17 protein-coding genes, 2 tRNA genes and 1 riboswitch are annotated in these 19324 nt (G+C 67.0%); of the genes, 18 read left to right on the top strand and 1 reads right to left on the bottom strand.

Annotated features, from left to right (window positions below; translation table 11 throughout):
* Positions 1–3 precede the first annotated feature (3 nt).
* From AB0280_RS15955 to ndk, 3 genes are read left to right on the top strand one after another with little or no spacing between them, the layout of a single operon-like run.
* On the top strand, positions 4–1362 hold the full coding sequence (locus AB0280_RS15955) for a bifunctional folylpolyglutamate synthase/dihydrofolate synthase (protein WP_224026304.1): 1359 nt from the start codon (positions 4–6) through the stop codon (positions 1360–1362).
* Positions 1363–1364: 2 nt separating this feature from the next.
* Positions 1365–1829: a DUF4233 domain-containing protein gene (locus AB0280_RS15960; protein ID WP_275180249.1), complete on the top strand. Its 465-nt coding sequence runs from the start codon at positions 1365–1367 to the stop codon at positions 1827–1829.
* Between the two features lie 51 nt (positions 1830–1880).
* Positions 1881–2297 carry a nucleoside-diphosphate kinase gene (ndk, locus tag AB0280_RS15965; RefSeq protein WP_159631802.1) on the top strand — a complete coding sequence of 139 codons (417 nt, stop codon included), beginning with the start codon at positions 1881–1883 and terminating at the stop codon, positions 2295–2297.
* 95 nt (positions 2298–2392) lie between these two features.
* On the opposite strand, the gene AB0280_RS15970 is transcribed toward ndk, so the two are convergent.
* Positions 2393–3061, bottom strand: coding sequence for a vitamin K epoxide reductase family protein (locus AB0280_RS15970; protein WP_159631803.1), 669 nt, complete (start codon positions 3059–3061; stop codon positions 2393–2395).
* A 438-nt stretch (positions 3062–3499) separates the two neighbouring features.
* Here AB0280_RS15970 and AB0280_RS15975 point away from each other — a divergent pair, with 438 nt between their 5' ends.
* The 15 genes from AB0280_RS15975 to mctP all read left to right on the top strand — a co-directional run bounded on the left by AB0280_RS15975 (position 3500) and on the right by mctP (position 19288).
* A complete protein-coding gene (locus tag AB0280_RS15975; RefSeq protein ID WP_366367772.1) occupies positions 3500–6895 on the top strand; it encodes an Rne/Rng family ribonuclease in 3396 nt (1131 codons plus the stop codon).
* 180 nt (positions 6896–7075) lie between these two features.
* Positions 7076–7173, top strand: a riboswitch (TPP riboswitch).
* A gap of 7 nt (positions 7174–7180) precedes the next feature.
* A complete protein-coding gene (gene thiD / locus AB0280_RS15980) occupies positions 7181–8701 on the top strand; it encodes a bifunctional hydroxymethylpyrimidine kinase/phosphomethylpyrimidine kinase (RefSeq protein ID WP_275180284.1) in 1521 nt (506 codons plus the stop codon).
* Between the two features lie 263 nt (positions 8702–8964).
* Positions 8965–9273: a 50S ribosomal protein L21 gene (rplU, locus tag AB0280_RS15985; protein WP_003803420.1), complete on the top strand. Its 309-nt coding sequence runs from the start codon at positions 8965–8967 to the stop codon at positions 9271–9273.
* A gap of 61 nt (positions 9274–9334) precedes the next feature.
* Positions 9335–9598, top strand: coding sequence for a 50S ribosomal protein L27 (gene rpmA / locus AB0280_RS15990; protein ID WP_009372867.1), 264 nt, complete (start codon positions 9335–9337; stop codon positions 9596–9598).
* A gap of 118 nt (positions 9599–9716) precedes the next feature.
* A complete protein-coding gene (gene obgE / locus AB0280_RS15995; protein WP_159631805.1) occupies positions 9717–11306 on the top strand; it encodes a GTPase ObgE in 1590 nt (529 codons plus the stop codon).
* A 4-nt stretch (positions 11307–11310) separates the two neighbouring features.
* The gene (gene proB / locus AB0280_RS16000; RefSeq protein ID WP_275180246.1) at positions 11311–12447 is read left to right on the top strand and encodes a glutamate 5-kinase; all 1137 of its coding nucleotides are present in this window, start codon (positions 11311–11313) and stop codon (positions 12445–12447) included.
* Positions 12448–12473: 26 nt separating this feature from the next.
* On the top strand, positions 12474–13856 hold the full coding sequence (locus tag AB0280_RS16005) for a glutamate-5-semialdehyde dehydrogenase (protein ID WP_366367773.1): 1383 nt from the start codon (positions 12474–12476) through the stop codon (positions 13854–13856).
* A gap of 78 nt (positions 13857–13934) precedes the next feature.
* On the top strand, positions 13935–14174 hold the full coding sequence (locus tag AB0280_RS16010; RefSeq protein ID WP_159631808.1) for a hypothetical protein: 240 nt from the start codon (positions 13935–13937) through the stop codon (positions 14172–14174).
* A gap of 1 nt (position 14175) precedes the next feature.
* Positions 14176–14844 (top strand): nicotinate-nucleotide adenylyltransferase, encoded by a 669-nt coding sequence (gene nadD, locus AB0280_RS16015; protein WP_370871783.1) that lies wholly within the window; start codon positions 14176–14178, stop codon positions 14842–14844.
* Between the two features lie 7 nt (positions 14845–14851).
* The gene (locus AB0280_RS16020; protein WP_224026298.1) at positions 14852–16105 is read left to right on the top strand and encodes a hypothetical protein; all 1254 of its coding nucleotides are present in this window, start codon (positions 14852–14854) and stop codon (positions 16103–16105) included.
* A gap of 42 nt (positions 16106–16147) precedes the next feature.
* Positions 16148–16549 carry a ribosome silencing factor gene (rsfS, locus tag AB0280_RS16025; protein WP_275180243.1) on the top strand — a complete coding sequence of 134 codons (402 nt, stop codon included), beginning with the start codon at positions 16148–16150 and terminating at the stop codon, positions 16547–16549.
* A gap of 114 nt (positions 16550–16663) precedes the next feature.
* Positions 16664–16736 (top strand) — tRNA-Ala (locus AB0280_RS16030).
* A 239-nt stretch (positions 16737–16975) separates the two neighbouring features.
* Positions 16976–17048, top strand: a tRNA-Ala gene (locus tag AB0280_RS16035).
* Positions 17049–17243: 195 nt separating this feature from the next.
* On the top strand, positions 17244–17615 hold the full coding sequence (locus AB0280_RS16040) for a DUF3311 domain-containing protein (RefSeq protein ID WP_275180242.1): 372 nt from the start codon (positions 17244–17246) through the stop codon (positions 17613–17615).
* Positions 17612–19288, top strand: coding sequence for a monocarboxylate uptake permease MctP (gene mctP, locus AB0280_RS16045; RefSeq protein ID WP_224026295.1), 1677 nt, complete (start codon positions 17612–17614; stop codon positions 19286–19288). The genes AB0280_RS16040 and mctP overlap by 4 nt, the downstream gene beginning before the upstream one ends.
* Positions 19289–19324: the final 36 nt, after the last annotated feature.

Below are 19324 nucleotides of genomic sequence, written 5' to 3' on the forward strand. Positions count from 1 at the left end.
GACATGACCGACGAATTTTCCGTGGAAAGCGTCTACGCCGAACTGCTGGGCCGGGCGCCGGAAAACAAGATGGAGCCGCGCCTGGCGCCGCTGTTCCGCGCCATGGACGTGCTCGGCGAACCCAACAAGGCCTTCCCGATCATCCATGTGACCGGAACCAACGGGAAGACCTCCACCTCCCGGATGATCGAATCCGTGCTCCGCGCCCATGGCCTGAGCACGGGACGCTACACCAGCCCGCACCTGTCCAAGGTCACCGAACGGATCAGCATCGACGGCCACCCCGTCTCCGATGAGACGTTCGTCAGGATCTGGGACGAAATCCGGCCCTACCTGCAGATTGTGGACTCCGAGCTGGAAGCCGAAGGTCAGCCGCGGCTGACCTACTTCGAGTGCCTCACCATCCTGGGCTTCGCCATCTTCGCCGACCAGCCTGTCAACGTGGCCATCATCGAGGTGGGCCTTGGCGGCATCACCGACGCCACCAACGTGGGCGACGGCCAGGTGTCGGTGGTGACGCCGATTTCGCTGGACCACACCGACCTGCTGGGCGACACCACCGAGGACATCGCCTACGAAAAGGCCGGCATCATCAAGCCCGGCGGCTACCTCATCAGCGCAGCGCAGCCCCTTGATGCGGCCCAGGTGCTGCTGGAAAAGGCCAAGGAAGTGGGCGTGCCCTTCCGCTTCGAAGGCGTGGAGTTTGGCGTGGAGTCCCGGACTGTGGCCGTTGGCGGCCAGATGGTCACCATCCAGGGCATCGCCGGCCGCTACCCTGACCTCCTGGTACCGCTGCATGGCGCCCACCAGGCGCAGAACGCCGCCGTGGCGGTAGCCGCCCTGGAAGCGTTCTTTGGCGGCGAAAAGGAGCTCGACTTCGAGGTCCTGCAGGAAGGCTTCGCCGCAGTGACGTCACCGGGCCGCCTCGAAGTGGTACGCACGGCACCCACCATCATTGTGGATGCCGCGCACAATCCCGACGGCATCAAGGCCTCTGCTGCAGCCCTGCAGGAAGCGTTCACCTTCACGCGCCTGGTACCCGTGGTGGGCGTGCTCAAGGAAAAGGACGCAGAAGAAATCCTGCGGGAGCTGAGGGAATCCCTGGGGGACGTGGCCGTGGAGTACTGCTTCACCCAGTCCAACTCACCGCGCGCCGTACCGGCAGCGGAACTGGCAGAGCTTGCCATTGACCTGGGCTTCGGCGAGGACAACGTCCACGTCGCCGAGAAACTGGATGACGCCCTGGAATGGGCCGTGGAGCGGGCCGAAGCCAACGAGGACCTGTCCGGGGCCGTCCTGGTCACCGGATCGATCACCTTGGTGGCCGAGGCCCGGATCCTGCTCGGAAAAACGGAGGCGTGAGCATGGCCAGACTGACAAAAGCCCAGCGGGAATGGCGTCCCGGCATGCCCAAGAAGCGCCGTTCCACCAAGGTGATGTTTGCCTCCACGGTGCTGCTCCTGGAAGCGTTCGTCATGTTCTTCGCCACCCTGGTGGTGTTCGGCCTGCGGCGCGGGGAGTTCCCGCCGGCCCTGATCCTCGGCGTGGGCATCGCCCTCAGCGTGGTCATGATCTTCGCCTGTGCAGTCCTCAACAAACCCTGGGGCATCGGCCTGGGCTGGATCCTGCAGCTCGTCCTGATCCTCACCGGCATTTTCGAGCCGGCCATGTTCCTGGTGGGTGCACTCTTCGCCGTGGCCTGGTGGTACGGGATCCGGACCGGCATCCGGCTGGACCGGGAAGCCGCGCAGCGCGCACGCGAACAGGCGGAATGGGAAGCCGCCCACCCGGACCAGGCCACCGGTCCCGCCCAGCCCCAATCCCCGTAAGCCCGTCCCCGTAGACTTATCCCGAAACCCCACCAACGCATTGGAGCAGTTGTGACTACTGAGCGCACCCTCGTCCTGATCAAGCCCGACGGCGTCGCCCGTAACCTGACCGGCGCCATCCTGGCCCGGATTGAAGCCAAAGGCTACAGCCTTGTTGAGCTGAAGAAGGTCGACGCCACCCGTGAGCTGCTGGAGCAGCACTACGAGGAGCACGTGGGCAAGCCGTTCTACGAGCCCCTGGTGGAATTCATGCTCAGCGGCCCCGTGGTGGCGGCCATCTTCGAAGGCCACCGCGTCATCGAAGGCTTCCGCTCCCTGGCGGGCACCACGGATCCCACGACGGCGGCCCCGGGCACCATCCGCGGTGACTTTGGCCGGGACTGGGGCCTGAAGGTACAGCAGAACCTGGTGCACGGCTCCGACTCCACGGATTCCGCGGACCGCGAGATCAAGATCTGGTTCCAGTAAGCCAGGGGAAATAACAGATAAGGCCAATGTTCTTCGTGAACATTGGCCTTATCTGTTATACGTATGCGGCGCAGGGGAGCTCGGGGATTAGGGGTCTAGAACCCCGACGTTCCTGCGAAGACCTGGATGAACGCGAAGAAGATGGTGGCGATGACGGCCACGTACAGCAGCGCGGTGATGATCCAGCCGGAATCACCCAGGACCCGGGCTGCACCTGCAGGCATGGGAATGACACCGGCCGTGATGTTCCGGATGGTTGTCCACACGAAAAGCGGGATCATGGCCGCCCAGACGATCATGCAGAACGGGCACAGGATGTGGATGGCGTACAGAGCCTGGGACCACAGCCAAACGACGAACGCGAAGCCGAGCGTGACGCCCACCTGCAGTCCCAGCCAGTACCAGCGGGCGAAGGTCGCCCCGGACAGCAGGGCCATGCCCACCGTGATGGTGATGGCGAAGGCCACGATCCCGATGAACATGTTGGGGAAGCCGAACAGCGAACTTTGCCAGGTCTGCATGACCTGGCCGCAGGAGATCCAGGGATTCACGTCGCACACGGTGGTGTGGTTGGGGTCCTTGAGCACTTCGAGTTTTTCCAGGACCAGGGTCCCGGAGGCAAGCCAGCCGACGATTCCGGTGATGACCAGCAGCCAGCCGAAGGGCCGGTTCCGGGCCATGCGCGGGATGCTGCCGGCGGCGCTGGTCTGCGGATCGGCGGCGCGTTCCTCTTCATGGGCGCTGACGGGGGAGATGCTGGGCATGGGTGTTGCGTCCTTTTCGTCCGGTGCTCCTGTGCCTGATTGTAACGCCGGTGGCTGGACCCACCACACAGCAACGGGAACAGCAACGCCCGCTTCCGCGGCGATCCAGCGCGGGTATGAGAGAATGAACGTGGCTGGAAGCCGATCCACATTCGGACTCCGGTCCGGTGGTTTGTTCCCAAGACCGCCAATGATGAGCAGGGCAGGCTTTGGATTCTTCCGGCACACCCGCGACTCCATTGGGCGGCACCTGGTTGTGGCACGCAGAACAACGGGTTTTCAGAACATCCACCGGCTCCCACGGGCTGCCGCACCCCAATGACGGTGCGAACCTGGGAGTATCCACTTGACTTCTGTCAATGCCTGCGGGTGTTGACAATATGTGCCCCAATGGGTGCCGGATGTGGCGGTACGTCAGGGGCAGGAGTGTTGCCACATATGGACAATGATCAAGAGCTGGCCGTTAACGACGAAGCAGTGGCTGCCGGCGCTGCTGCCCCCAAGAGGGCTCCGCGGACCCGCCGCAAGGCGGCTTCCAGGGCCGGGGACGCCCCCACGGATGCCGTGAGCACGGCACCGGAAGTTGCCGAAGCACCCGCCGCTGAAGAAGCCGGCACTGAAGAGGCCACCACAGCGGCCAAGGCTCCCGCCCGGCGCACCCGGTCCCGGAAGAAGGCGGACGCAGCAGAACCGTTGCCCGCTTTCGCCGCCGAAGCGGAACCGGCCGCCGCTGCCCCCAGTGGCACCCCCGCCACCGCGTCGGGTGCAGCTGATGAAAGCGCCGCTGCCGTTCCTGCCCCGGACACAACGGCAGACGCCGAAACCAAGCCGGTCCGCCGCCGTCGGGTAGCTACCCGCAAGGCTGCGTCGCCGGTTTCCGCCCCGGAAGCGGCCTCCGCAGCCGCCGCCGAAGTGGCGCCGGAACCGGCCGGGCCCGAAGCCGTGGTGCCCGAAGCCGCGGACCAGGCCGCCGCGCAGAACGTGGAGCAGGCGCAGGAGCCCGCCGCCCAGGAACCCGCCGCCGCGCCCGCAGCTGCCGCCGCACCGGAGGCCGCCCGGCAGGAGCAGGCGCCTGACGCCGCCGGAACGAAGGACGGCGGCGCCGCCGCCAGCCCGTTTGGCTCCCTCTTCCTGGAACCGGCGTCGCCGACGTCGGTGCTCTTCCAGGCACCGGACCTCAGCACCGTGGTCCGGCCCGCCGCGCCCGTCGCGGAGGAGCCTGAAGAGGAAGAGACCGAAGACACCGACGATTCCTCCAGCCGCCGCCGGCGCCGCAGCCGTGGCCGCAGGGGCCGCAGCCGCATCGGCGACAGGACGGAAGAGGACAACGAGGACGGCAGCGCTGAGGCTGACGCCGAGGACGAGGCTGACGAGGATACCGCCGGCCAGCTGGAGGACGGTGTAACCTCCCGCCGCCGGCGCCGCCGCCGCCGCGGGGACCAGGACCTTGAACTCACGGGCGGCGGGGATGACGACCCGCCCAACACGGTGACCAGGGTCCGTGCGCCGCGCGCCGTCAGTGAAGCACCCGTGAGCAACCGCGTGACCAGCGTTAAGGGCTCCACCCGCCTGGAGGCCAAGAAGCAGCGCCGCCGCGAATCCCGTGACACCGGCCGCCGCCGCACGGTCATTACCGAGGCCGAGTTCCTGGCGCGCCGGGAGTCCGTGGACCGGCAGATGATCGTCCGCCAGCGCGACGACAGAATCCAGATCGCCGTCCTCGAAGACGGTGTCCTGGCCGAACACTTCGTGTCCAAGACGCAGCAGGACTCGCTGATCGGCAACGTGTACCTGGGCAAGGTCCAGAACGTGCTGCCGTCCATGGAAGCCGCATTCGTGGACATCGGGCGCGGCCGCAACGCCGTCCTGTACGCGGGCGAGGTCAACTGGGAGGCCGTCAACCTGGAGGGCAAGCAGCGGCGCATCGAAAACGCGCTGAAGTCCGGTGACACCGTCCTGGTCCAGGTGACCAAGGACCCGGTGGGCCACAAGGGTGCCCGCCTCACCAGCCAGATCTCCCTGCCCGGCCGCTACCTGGTGTACGTACCCGGCGGTTCCATGACCGGCATCTCCCGCAAGCTGCCCGACGTCGAACGCAACCGGCTCAAGCGCATCCTCAAGGACCGCCTGCCGGAGCACGCCGGTGTGATTGTCCGTACCGCGGCCGAGGGCGCTTCCGAGGAAGAGCTGACGCACGACATCAACCGGCTTCGCGCCCAGTGGGAGGGCATCGAAAGCCAGTCCGCGTCCACCAAGATCCTGGCTCCCGAGCTGCTCTACGGCGAACCCGATCTGACCATCAAGGTGGTCCGCGACGTCTTCAACGAGGACTTCTCCAAGCTCATCGTTTCCGGTGAGGAAGCCTGGGACACCATCGAGGCCTACGTCACCTATGTGGCGCCGGACCTTGTGGGCCGCCTTGAGAAGTGGACCAAGGACCAGGACATCTTCGCCGCCTGGCGCATCGACGAGCAGATCCACAAGGCGCTTGAACGGAAGGTCTTCCTGCCCTCCGGCGGCTCCCTGGTGATCGACCGTACCGAGGCGATGACCGTGGTGGACGTCAACACGGGCAAGTTCACCGGCAGCGGCGGCAACCTTGAGGAGACCGTCACCAAGAACAACCTTGAGGCAGCCGAGGAAGTGGTGCGCCAGCTGAGGCTGCGCGATATCGGCGGCATCATCGTGATCGACTTCATCGACATGGTGCTCGAATCCAACCGCGACCTGGTCCTGCGCCGCCTGGTGGAGTGCCTGGGCCGTGACCGGACCAAGCACCAGGTGGCCGAGGTCACCTCGCTTGGCCTGGTCCAGATGACCCGCAAGCGCATGGGCACCGGACTGCTGGAAGTCTTCGGCGAGCAGTGCGAGGCCTGCGCCGGCCGTGGCGTTGTGACCCACGACGATCCCGTGGAGCACCGCCGCGCCAACATCGTTGCCGCCGAGCACCACGTCCAGCGCACCGACAACCGGCCCGAAGCCCGCGCGGAAGCCCGTCCGGAAGGGCAGCGGAACGACAATGCCCAACCCGGCGTGCGTACTGAACGCAAGCGGCGGCGCGGACGCGGCGGGCAGCAGCCCGAAGCGGCCCCGGCACCTGCCGTCCACGTGCACACGGTCCAGCCCGACCCGTCGGACGCCGAGCGGCACGCCAAGGCGGAGGCCACCAGGCTTGCCCTGGCGAACATTGCCGCTGCGGCCCACGCTGCCCACCTGCATGACGATGAGGTGGCGGCAGCCCGGCAGGTGCCTTCCGTGGAGCCTGCGCCGGCGCCCGTCGAGGAGAAGCACGACGCCGATGCCCCGGCACGTCCTGCGGCTGTCCTGACGTTCGGCGGCGAGGAAGTCCCGCTTCCGTTCGTGGAGCACGCTGAGGAACAGCATCCCCTGCCTGCCCTCACTCTGGACCGGCTCGCGGAAGCGTTCGCCCACCTTGGCCAGCCGGCTTCCCCTGTGGAGAACGCGCCTGCCAAGACCGCCGAAGCCGTGAAGGTGCCGGAGGCTGCGGTGCCGGAACGGCAGCACGACGGCGGGGGAGCGGAAGCCCGCGCCGCCGCAACGGAAGCTGCAGCCGGAAAGGACTACTCCGACCACACGCTGGAGCAGTCGCGACAGCGCAGGCCGCGGCGCCACCGTGCCGCCAGCCGTGCCCAGGGTGCCGCCAACGAGACCGCCGTCCAGCATCACGAAAACGTCCAGGCGGCAGGCGCAGGCCATTCGCACGCGGCCAAGGCTCCCGAACCCGTGAAGCCCCAGCAGGCACCGGCGGAACCGGGCAAGGCGCCCGAGGAACCCATCATCCTCGGCGTGGGTGTGCCTGCCTCGGAGCTCTAGGCGCAGGAGTTACCGGCCAAACGGCCACGCAGTAAGGAATCCCCGTCCTGCGGACGATTCACCCGGGAAGCACCGTGGGAATCGGCCGTGTGGCGGGGATTCCTGCTGCTGCGAGGTTGTTGTTTCCTTGACCCGAGGGCTGTCATCCTTTCCTCCTGGTGCGGCCTACGGGCTAGGGTGGAAACCGACACGGGGTGCCGCGCAGAAGGCCGGCTGAGATCCAGACCCGTTGAACCTGTCCGGCTAGTACCGGCGAAGGGATGTCTCTTGTCTTCGACCCTTTCCATGCCCCTTCCTGCTGCCTCCGGCGTTCCCACCGCGCTGCCCCCGGGCCGGGACGTCCCGCGGGTCCTCTCGATCGCGGGCTCCGACCCGTCCGGTGGCGCCGGCATCCAGGCCGACCTCAAAAGCATTGCCGCCCACGGCGGATACGGTATGGCTGCCATCACCGCCCTGACGGCACAGAACACCCGTGGCGTGCAGGCTGTCCACGTTCCTCCGGCCGCTTTCCTCGCCGAACAACTGGACGCGGTCAGCGACGATATCTCCATCGACGCGGTCAAGATCGGCATGCTGGGCGACGAGAGCGTCATCCGCACTGTCCGGCATTGGCTGGAGAAGGTGCGCCCCGCCGTCGTGGTCCTCGACCCCGTGATGGTGGCCACCAGTGGTGACCGGCTGCTGAAGGAATCCGCGGAGGCTGCCCTCCGCGAACTGCTGCCCCTGGCGCACCTCATCACTCCCAACCTCCCGGAGCTTGCCATGCTGGTGGGCGGGGACCCTGCCGGGACCTGGCCGGCGGCGCTGGACCAGGGAAGGCGCCTTGCCGAAGCCACCGGAGCCACCGTGCTGGTCAAGGGTGGCCACCTCGCGGGTGCAGACTGCCCGGACGCGCTGGTCAACACGGCCGGCCTCCTGTCCCAGGAAGTGGTGGAAGTGCACGGCAAACGAATTTCCACCCGCAACAGCCATGGCACCGGCTGCTCCCTGTCCTCCGCGATGGCCACCGTCCAGGCACGCCTTGGGGACTGGGAGGCATCGCTCCTGACGGTCAAGCCATGGCTGGCCGGCGCCCTTGAGAACTCGGAGCAGCTTGAGGTGGGCCAGGGCAACGGCCCCGTGCACCATTTCCACCATGTGCGGCCGGCCCCCGCGGAAGGCGCTTTCGCTGCCCGGCTGTGGACGGAAGCCCAGCAGGACGTGGCGGACATCTACGCCCTGGACTTCATCCGCGGCCTGGCCTCCGGAGACCTTGCTGAGAAGGACTTTGCCTACTACCTGGCGCAGGATGCCCTGTACCTGAACGGCTACTCCCGCGTCCTCGCCCGGGCCAGTGCCCTGGCCCCCTCCGAAGCGGAGCAGCTGTTCTGGGCCGGATCCTCGCAGCAATGCCTGGAGGTGGAGTCGGAGCTGCACCGCTCATGGCTCAGCACCCGCCCTGCCCAGGGCGGACTTGGCCCCGTCACCAAGGCCTACGTGGACCACCTCACTGCAGCGTCGGCGTCGGGAAGTTACGCCGTCCTGGCCGCCGCTGTTCTGCCCTGTTTCTGGCTCTACGCCGAGGTAGGGGAAAAGCTGCACGCCCAGTTCCTCGCCTCGGGAGCGCCTGACGGCCACGCCTACGCAGCCTGGCTCCGGACCTACGCCGACGAGGGCTTCGCCGAAGCCACCCGGCGGGCCATCGCCATCGTGGACGCGGCAGGGCGGAAGGCCTCCGACCATGAACAGGCGGCGATGGTGACCGCCTTCAGGCAGTCCTGCCGCCTGGAAGTGGAATTCTTCGACGCGCCGAGGCTGCATGCCTGACCCCTGCGGGCAGCACCGCCGCTATTATGGAGGGGCATGGTTGCGGTGCAGCTTGTCGGGGTGTGGTTACTACCACAGCCGGGCCGCCGGAACCAGCCTCATTTGCGGCCGTAGATGGATTTAGCGTATTCTGGATCTTCGGTGCTTACGCCAACACTTGGGTTATGACCCCACGGCGTTGAGGCACAGCGAGAACCCTGGCTTTTCCGAGTCGGTTCCGCACGCAAATTTTGTAATAAACGTCGAGAGAAGTGAGTTCCCAAGTGGTGTACGCGATTGTCCGCGCAGGCGGCCGCCAAGAGAAGGTTTCCGTTGGAGACTTCGTTACCCTGAACCGCGTCGCCGGTGGAGCCGGCAGCACCATCGAGCTGCCCGCACTGCTCCTGGTTGATGGTGACAAGGTCACCTCCGCCGCCGCTGACCTGGCCAAGGTAACTGTTACGGCTGAAATCCTCCAGGACCTGCGTGGTCCTAAGATTGTCATCCAGAAGTTCAAGAACAAGACCGGCTACAAGAAGCGCCAGGGTCACCGCCAGGAACTGACCAAGGTCAAGATCACCGGCATCAAGTAACCACCGGTTACTGTTCAGGTATTTCAACAGATTCCCCAGAATTTAGAGGCAGGCATTTCAGATGGCACATAAAAAGGGCGCGAGCTCCACTCGCAACGGTCGCGATTCCAACGCTCAGTACCTCGGCGTCAAGCGCTTCGGCGGCCAGGTAGTTTCCGCAGGCGAGATCATCGTCCGCCAGCGTGGCACCCACTTCCACCCGGGCGCCGGCGTTGGCCGTGGCGGCGACGACACGCTGTTCGCACTGACCCCGGGCGCCGTTGAGTTCGGCACCCGCCGCGGTCGTCGCGTCGTCAACATCGTTGCTGCTGCAGCTGCAGAGTAACAACCAGTTCTGAAGCGGTGGAGCGGGCCTGAGGGTCCGCTCCACTGTTCTTTTAACCGCATTACAATCGATGTGGCGTCCGCGGGCGCCCATCTAAACAGCATTTGAGGAGATCCACGTGGCCAGCTTTGTAGACCGGGTAGTCCTGCACGTATCCGGCGGAACCGGCGGCCACGGATGCGTCTCCGTCCACCGCGAGAAGTTCAAGCCGCTGGGCGGACCCGACGGCGGCAACGGCGGCAACGGCGGCGACGTCATCCTCCGGGTGGACCACCAGACCACCACCCTCCTCGACTACCACCACGCACCCCACCGGCACGCCAGCAACGGCGGACCCGGCATGGGCGACTGGCGCGGCGGAAAGAACGGCGAGACCCTCGTGCTGCCGGTGCCGGACGGCACCGTGGTCAAGACCAAGGACGGTGAAGTCCTGGCGGACCTCGTCGGCGAAGGTACCGAGTTTGTGGCTGCCGCCGGCGGCATCGGCGGCCTGGGCAACGCGGCCCTCTCCTCCCAGAAGCGCCGTGCCCCGGGCTTCGCGCTGCTTGGCATCGAGGGGGATTCCCGGGACATCGTCCTGGAACTGAAGTCCATTGCCGATATCGCCCTGGTGGGCTTCCCGTCCGCCGGCAAGTCCAGCCTGATCGCGGCCATGTCCGCTGCGCGGCCCAAGATCGCCGACTACCCGTTCACCACCCTGGTTCCCAACCTGGGCGTGGTGCAGGCCGGCGAAGTGCGGTTCACCATCGCCGATGTTCCCGGCCTCATCGAAGGCGCCAGCGAGGGTCGGGGCCTGGGCCACAACTTCCTGCGCCACGTTGAGCGCTGCGCGGCCCTGGTCCACGTACTCGATTGCGGCACCCTGGAGTCCGACCGTGACCCGCTCACGGACCTCGCCATCATCGAAGGTGAGCTTGAGAAGTACGCCGTCGACATGAGCTACGCGGGCCAGGACGGCGAAGTGGTTCCCCTGAACCACCGCCCGCGGCTGGTCGCGCTGAACAAGGTGGACCTGCCCGACGGCAAGGACATGGCCGAGTTCGTGCGCCCGGAACTCGAGTCGCGGGGCTACCGCGTCTTCGAGGTGTCCGCCACCAGCCATGAGGGCCTGCGCCAGCTCGGTTTCGCCATGGCGGAGATCGTCAAGGCCGCCCGCGACGCGGTGGCGGCGGCCCCGCCCAAGGTACAGCCCGTGGTGCTGCGCCCGCGCGCCGTCAACGAAGCCGGGTTCAAGATCCGCCGCGAGGAAAAGAACCTGGAGCCGCTGTTCCGCGTCCTGGGCGAAAAGCCCGAGCGCTGGGTCAAGCAGACAGACTTCACCAACGAAGAGGCCATCGGCTACCTGGCGGACCGGCTTGCCCGGCTCGGTGTGGAAACCGAACTGTTCAAGCAGGGCGCCAAGCCCGGCGATACGGTGGTCATCGGTGACGATGACGGCGTCGTCTTCGACTGGGAGCCCACCATGATGGCGGGGGCTGAGCTGCTGGCCTCGCCGCGCGGCACCGACGTCCGGTTCGCCGATATCGGCGACCGCCCCACCCGCAGCCAGAAGCGCGAAGAGCAGCAGGAGCGCCGCGATGCCAAGGCTGCCGCACGCGCCGAACTTGAGGCGGAGCGCAAGGCCGGCATCTGGACCGAGTCCGTCAGTGGCCGCCGTGCCGCCCAACCCGTCAAGGAAAGCGGACTGGAAGCGGACGATGACCTCTAGGGGCATGACCGCAGTACCGGCCGGACGTGCTGCGGACAGAAGCGCACTGGCCGGTGCCCGCCGGATCGTGGTCAAGGTGGGCTCCTCTTCCCTGACCAGCATCAAGGGCGGCATCTCGGAGGAATCGCTGACTGCCCTGGCTGACGCGCTGGCTGCCAAGCGCAACGCAGGCGCCGAAATCATCCTGGTGTCCTCCGGTGCGATCGCTGCGGGACTGGCTCCGCTCGGGCTGGCCAAGCGTCCCCGTGACCTGGCTACCCAGCAGGCCGCGGCCAGCGTGGGCCAGGGGCTCCTGATGGCCCGGTACACCCAGGCCTTCGGTGCACACGGCGTCACCGTGAGCCAGGTCCTGCTGACGGCAGAAGACCTGATGCGGCGCAGCCAGCACACCAATGCCCTCCGCGCCATGGACCGGCTGCTGAACCTCGGGGTGGTCCCCGTGGTCAACGAAAACGACACCGTGGCCACCCACGAGATCCGCTTTGGCGACAACGACCGGCTCGCGGCCCTGGTGGCGCACCTGGTGCGCGCCGATGCGCTCGTGCTGCTGTCCGACGTCGACTCCCTCTACGACGGTCCGCCCGCCCAGGGTGCCAAGCGCATCCCGCTGGTCACCGGCGCGCACGACCTCGAGGGCGTGTCCATCGGCAAAGCGGGCAAGGCCGGCGTGGGCACCGGGGGCATGATGACCAAAGTGGAAGCTGCCAGCATGGCGGCAGGATCCGGGATCCACGCCTTGGTGACCTCCACGCCCAATGCTGCCGCAGCCCTGAACGGCGAGGACGTGGGCACGTGGTTCTCCGTCAACGGATCCCGCAAACCGGTACGCCTCCTTTGGCTGGCACATGTTGCCTCGGTGCAGGGCCGGCTGGTGCTGGACGACGGTGCCGTGCGCGCCGTGCGGCACCACCGCACGTCCCTCCTGCCGGCTGGCATCTCCGCGGTCCACGGCGACTTTGAAGCGGGCGACGCCGTCGAACTGGCCGGAGCCGACGGCACCGTCGTTGCGCGCGGGCTGGTGAATTACTCGTCGGAGGAACTGCCGCGGATGCTGGGGCGGTCCACGCACGAGCTGGGCGAGGCACTGGGCAGCGGCTATGACCGTGAAGTTGTTCATGTTGACGACCTGGTGCTGGTCTGAGCTGCTGCCTCGCCTAAACTTGGATCATGACTGAAGCCCTGATCCATACTGCTGAAAATTCCGGAACCACCGCTGCGCAGGCGCAGCCGGGTCCCGTAGCAGAACCGGCATTGGCTGAGGTGCCCGTTTCGGGTGCGGACGTGTCCGCCGCGGAGGTGGAGGCGGCTGTCCACGCCATCACTGACCGGTCCCGCCACGCCGCCCGCAGGATGGCCACCGCCAACCGGGCCTGGAAAGACCGGGCCCTCCGCGCCGTGGGCGCCGCCCTGCAGGAGAACGTCCCGGCCATTCTCGCCGCCAACGCGATGGACGTGCAGCGGGGCAAGGCCAACGGCACCTCCGCCGCCCTCCTGGACCGGCTTACTCTTACCGAAACACGCGTAGCCGGGCTCGTTGCCGCCCTCGAGAACCTGGCCAACCTCCCGGACCCCGTGGGCAACGTGGTGCGCGGGCAGACGCTCCCCAACGGGCTGCGCCTCCGCCAGGTCAACGTGCCCATGGGTGTGGTGGCAGCCATCTACGAGGCACGGCCCAACGTCACCGTTGACATCGCCGGGCTGGCCCTGAAGAGCGGCAACGCCGTCATCCTCCGCGGCGGCAGCGCAGCAGAAGCCACCAACCAGGTGCTGGTCCGGATCCTGCGCGAGGCCCTGGAATCCGTGGGCCTGCCCGCTGACGCAGTCCAGACGGTGGACCAGTACGGCCGTGCGGGCGCCGCCGTCCTGATGAAGGCCCGGGGCAGGGTGGATGTCCTGATTCCCCGCGGCGGCCGGGACCTGATCCAGACCGTGGTCACCAACTCCGCCGTGCCGGTCATCGAAACGGGGGAGGGGAACGTCCACATCTTCATCGATGAGTCCGCCGACGAGAACATGGCCGTGGAGATTCTGCTCAACGCCAAGACGCAGCGGCCCAGTGTCTGCAATACCGTGGAGACGCTGCTGGTCCATTCGGGCTCAACCGTCTTGCCCGCCGTCGCTGCCGCCCTGCGCAGCGCCGGTGTCCGCCTCCATGTGGACGGGCGCATCAGCGCCGCGCTGCCTCCCGCCATCGAAACCGAGCCGGCGACGGACGTGGACTGGGGAACCGAATACATGGACCTGGACCTGGCTGTGGCCATGGTGGACAGCCTGGACGAAGCCGTCCAGCACATCCGGACCTGGTCCACCGGACACACGGAAGCGATCCTCACCAACAGCCTCGCCAACGCCGAGCGGTTCATCGCCGAGGTTGACTCCGCTGCCGTGATCGTCAACGCCTCCACACGGTTTACCGACGGCGGGGAGCTGGGCCTGGGTGCCGAGGTGGGCATCTCCACGCAGAAGCTCCACGCCCGCGGCCCCATGGGCCTGACCGAGCTCACCACCACGAAGTGGATCGTCCAGGGCGAAGGCCAGGTCCGCGGGTAGCAACGCGGTAACATAGACCAGAACCCGGAAGGCAGTGGAAAGTTCCGCTGCCTCTAAATCCTTGAACAAAGGGAGAAAATGCTGCTCCAGCAGATTGCCACGTCCGTCGCCGCCGCAGGTGAATCAGGCCATGAGGAGCTTGCGCCGCTGTGGGCCGAGCCGTGGGTCTTTGGCGTATCCATGTTCGCCATCCTGGTCGTGCTGATGCTCATCGCCTGGTCCTACAACAACCTCGGCAACCGGCACGCCGCCACGGACGAGCACGCGGATCCGCACCGCCAGCACCCCAACAAGCACGATCGCGGGCAGGGCCACTAAGATTTCCCACAACCTGCAACGCAATGGGGCCCGGGGGAGGCTGCGGCTGGGCGTGATGGGCGGAACCTTCGATCCCATCCACCACGGCCACCTTGTGGCTGCCAGCGAAGTCGCGGCGGAGTTCGACCTCGATGAGGTGGTCTTCGTCCCCACCGGGCAGCCATGGCAAAAGTCCCATAAACAGGTCAGCGAGCCCGAGCACCGCTACCTGATGACCGTCATCGCGACGGCGTCCAATCCGCGCTTCACCGTCAGCCGTGTCGATGTTGACCGCCCGGGTCCCACCTACACCATCGACACCCTCCGCGACCTGAGGGCCCAGCGCCCCGACGCAGACCTGTTCTTCATCACCGGCGCGGACGCCCTGGCGCAGATCCTGTCCTGGAAGGACATCGACGAACTGTGGTCACTCGCGCACTTCGTGGGCGTCACCCGGCCCGGCCATGTCCTTGACGGCATGGGCCGTGATGATGTCAGCCTGCTCGAAGTGCCCGCCATGGCCATCTCGTCGACGGACTGCCGTGCCCGCGTGGCTGCGAACAACCCGGTCTGGTACCTGGTCCCGGACGGGGTAGTCCAGTACATCGCCAAGTACGGCCTGTATTCCGACGCACCCGCAGGCGCGGATGACCCAACTTCCGAAGCACGCGAACCAGCCAGTACTGAATGAGTTCTCAATGAGTCAGGAACAGCCCCCAATCCGCAGCCGCCGGGAACTCCGGAAGGCCAGGGACGCCCAACAGGCTGCCCTGCCTGCCACGGAGCAGCGCCCGCCTGCCGCAAACCGGCCGGCTGACAGCGCGCCCTCGCGGGACGGCAAGGACCCGGCGGCCCGTCCCGGTCCTGCCGCGGGAGCCGCCCCTGCAGCGCGCCCGCAGCCAGCTCCGGACCCGACGGCTACGCAGCGCTCCTCCCAGATCCGGGCCCGCGACCGCGCCGCGCTGCGCACCATCAAGGAGCTTGAGGAAAAGGAAGGGCAGCTTGCTGCGGGCGGCCCGCCTACCCGGCGCCAGCTGCGGTTGCAGCAACTCAAAGAGCAGGCGCTGACTGCCGCCAATCCCATCGTTCCGGCCGCCGCTGCTCCGGCACCCAAGGCCGCGCCCGCACGTGAAGACGGTGCGGCGGGGGAGAAGGCGGAGGATGTAAAGACTGCGCCCGGAACCGCTCCGGACGGCATGACGGTGGAACAGGCCCTGGAAGCGCGCGCCCTCATCGCCGCGCAGGCCAGGAACCAGATCGCCAAGATGGAGCACATTGCCTCCCTGGATCCGGAAGTCGTGGATCCGGACATCCTGGCGGAACAGATTGCCCTTGCCGAACGGGCCGCGGTCATGAACCGCCGGGCCATGGCACGGCAGAAGCTTGCCGAACAGGCCGGCAGCCCCGCCGCCACCGGCAGCCCTGCCGCTCCGGGCAGGGACTCCGCGCCGAAGGACAAGCCCGGCCCGTCCACCGCCAGCAACCTGGCCATGGTGACGCCGCTGGAGTTCGTGCAGGTGCCCGGCGTCGAGCGGCCGGTCATGAAGCCGCCGGCCACCTCCCATGTCCCGGTCACCACCCGGCCCGGAACCAAGGTCCCCGGAACCAAAGTCCCCGGCGCTGGAAAACGGCGGCCTGCTGCCCGGCCCAAGGCACCCGCCCCGGACTCCGCGACCGGCCGCTCCCAGGTCATCGCGCGTGCCGAGGCAGCCGCCAAAGCCGCCAACCGCCCTCAACCCGTATCGCGCCCGGCAGAACAGTCGGAGGACCTCTTCGAGGACCTTCCCCGGGTTCCTGCCCGGTCCGCCTACGGACTCGATCCCCTGGACGCCGCCACGGCGGGCCTGGGCAGGGCCCGCCGGAACCGGATCCTCCAGTTCTGCATCCTCGCGTTCGGGATCCTGGCCCTCGTCGCCGGCATCATCCTGATCGTCAGCGGCATGTCCCGCTGACCCGCCGGCCGGCATCAACACTTAACCCAAACAAGGAGTCCCGTGACTGCAACAGAATCGTCCATCGCCATAGCCCGCACGGCTGCCAAAGCTGCCGCGGACAAGATCGCCCAGGACATCGTCGCCATGGATGTGAGCGAACGCCTGTCCCTCGCCGATGTCTTCCTCATCGCCTCGGCGCCCAGCGAACGCCAGGTCAACGCCATCGTCGACGGCATCGAGGAAGAACTCGCCAAGCAGGACCTTCGCCCGGTCCGCCGCGAGGGCAGGTCCGGCGGCCGGTGGGTCCTGCTGGATTACGCCGACGTCGTGATCCATGTCCAGCACGAGGAAGACCGCGTCTTCTACGCCCTGGAACGCCTCTGGAAGGACTGCCCCGTGGTGGACCTGCAGCTCGGCGACGACTCCTCCGCCAAAGCCGCTGCGGTTTCCGACAGCGAGTAGCCTCCGCCCGGCGGTGAATATTCCCGATTTGGAATTTTCGGAATTGCTGTTCTAAGATATTTGAGTTGCTTCGGGGGAGACCCCGGGGAAAGCAGCACAGAGCAGCAACAATCCGGGGCTGTGGCGCAGCTGGTAGCGCACCTGCATGGCATGCAGGGGGTCAGGGGTTCGAGTCCCCTCAGCTCCACCGGTAAGTCCGCCGGAACCACTTTGGTTCCGGCGGACTTTTTTGTGCCCACATTCCGGATGCCCGCATTGCACCTGCGCCCGGACTTTGCAACCCCCGCGTTCCCCGGTGATTTGTCCACGAGCGGGTGCATTAAGGGCCTGGGCGGCGGCAGATGGCGGCCGATTGGCGTCCAGCGGAAAAGTGCATTACTCTGGTCAGGTTGCTCCGGGGAATTCGACCGGAAGCGGCAAAAGTACGGGGCTGTGGCGCAGCTGGTAGCGCACCTGCATGGCATGCAGGGGGTCAGGGGTTCGAGTCCCCTCAGCTCCACCGATACGCCGGAAAAGGGAACCATCACCACGTGATGGTTCCCTTTTTTGTTGCCACCGGCAACCGATAGGGGCGCTAACCCTTCCGGCGCAGGTCAAAGCGCGGTACAACTGTGATTGAGGGCACATCGTCCCGCCTCCGGACTGCTTTCATCCAAGGCGGCGGCCGCGGGACGGGCTGACGAGGAGGTCGCAGATGTCCCACGCAGACGGCTACAGCCCGGACGGCGAAGCCTTTCCCGAAGAATCCCGCCTGACGCGGGACACCGCCATCCGCGGACCTGCCAGGCCCGCTCCCTACATAGGCGCCGGCATCCTGCTGGCCGCCGCCATTCTCTTTCCCCTCATGCCGCAGCTCTACGCTTTTGATGCGCCACGGCTCGGCGGGATGCCATTCTTCTACTGGTACCAGCTGCTGTGGGTGCCGGTCTCCGCGATCCTGACCGGCAGCGCGTACTGGCTGGTCACCAGGGAAGACCGACGACGGCGGGCCGAGGCCCGTGCAGGCGGCCCGCCCCAGGCAGGCGCTGCCTCCGCCGGGACCGGCTTGGGAGGGGACCGGCCATGAACACCCGCGAGATCAACTGGACAGCCCTGATCATTGTGGTGCTGCTCTTCGTCATCGTGGCCGTGATGGGCTTCCTGGCCGCCAAGTGGCGCCGCAGCACGGAAGTGGAGGGGCTGCACAGCCTGGATGAGTGGGGCCTGGGCGGGCGTGGCTTCGGCACCTGGATCACCTGGTTCCTGTTGGGCGGGGACCTCTACACCGCTTACACCTTTGTGGCAGTGCCGGCGGCAATGTGGGCCACCGGCGCCGTGAGCGGTTTCTTCGCCGTGCCGTACACGATCGTCCTGTATCCGATCATCTTCATCATCATGAGCCGGTTGTGGTCCGTCTCCCACCGCCATGGCTACGTCACCTCGGCGGACTTCGTGGGCGGCCGCTACGGCAGCCGCTGGCTGTCCCTGGCCGTCGCCGTCACCGGGATCGTGGCCACCATGCCCTACATCGCGCTGCAGCTGGTGGGCATCAAGGCGGTGCTGACCGTGCTTGGTCTGGGGAGCTCCGGCAACGTCCTGCTGACCGACCTGCCGCTGATCCTCGCCTTCGTGGTCCTGGCCGCATACACCTACACCTCGGGCCTGCGCGCCCCGGCGATGATCGCGGTCGTCAAGGACCTGCTGATCTACCTCGCCGTCATTGTGGCCGTCATCTACCTGCCCATCAAATTCGGTGGCTGGGACACCATTTTTGGCGCAGCCCAGACCAAGCTCGGCGCGGTGAACCAGGCCACGGGCAAGCCGGCAGGGGTCTTTGTCCCCGGCGCGGCCAACTACTCCGCCTACTGGTCCCTGGCACTCGGCTCGGCCATGGCGCTGTTCATGTACCCGCACTCAGTGACGGCGGTGCTGGCCTCGAAGGCCCGCAACACCATCCGCCGCAACGCCGCCATCCTGCCGCTGTACTCGCTGATGCTCGGCTTCCTGGCACTGCTGGGTTTCGTGGCCATCAAGGCGGGTACCAAGCCGATCGACCTGGACGGATCAGTCAATCCGCAGCTGGTGGTTCCCCAGCTGTTCCTTGACCACTTCCCGGCCTGGTTTGCCGGAATCGCACTGGCCGCGATCGCCATCGGGGCCCTCGTGCCGGCAGCGATCATGTCCATTGCTGCCGCAAACATGTTCACCCGGAACATCTACCGCGACTTCATCCGCCCGGACGTCGATCCAAAGACCGAGGCAAAGGTGTCCAAGATTGTCTCCCTGGTGGTGAAGGTGGGCGCCCTGGTCTTCGTGATCGCCATGGACCAGTCGGCAGCCATCAACATGCAGCTGCTGGGCGGCATCTGGATCCTGCAGACCTTCCCCGCCGTCGTGGCCGGCCTCTACACCCGGTGGTTTGACCGCTGGGCCCTCCTGGTCGGCTGGGCGGTGGGCATCATCTTCGGAACCGTCTCCGCCTACAACGTGGTCAACCCGGTGACCAAGGCGCACTTCGGCGGGTCCGTGGCTCCGATCCCCGGCACCGACTTCAGCGTCTACATCGCGGTGTCGGCGTTCGCACTGAACCTGGTGGTCGCCGCCTTGCTGACCCTGGTGATGCGGGCCCTCAAGGTCCGGACCGGCGAAGACCTCACCCGGCCCACGGACTACGCCGCCGACGAAACGGATCCTAAAGTGGTGCAGATCGAAAAGACCCAGCATTTCACCCAGCCTGGCGGACCTTCCCCGGTGGCCTAGCCGAACTGAGGCCTGGCCCCGGGGTCACCAAGCCGC

The sequence above is a fragment of the Pseudarthrobacter sp. 902506025 genome (assembly GCF_040702325.1).
Classification (GTDB): domain Bacteria; phylum Actinomycetota; class Actinomycetes; order Actinomycetales; family Micrococcaceae; genus Arthrobacter.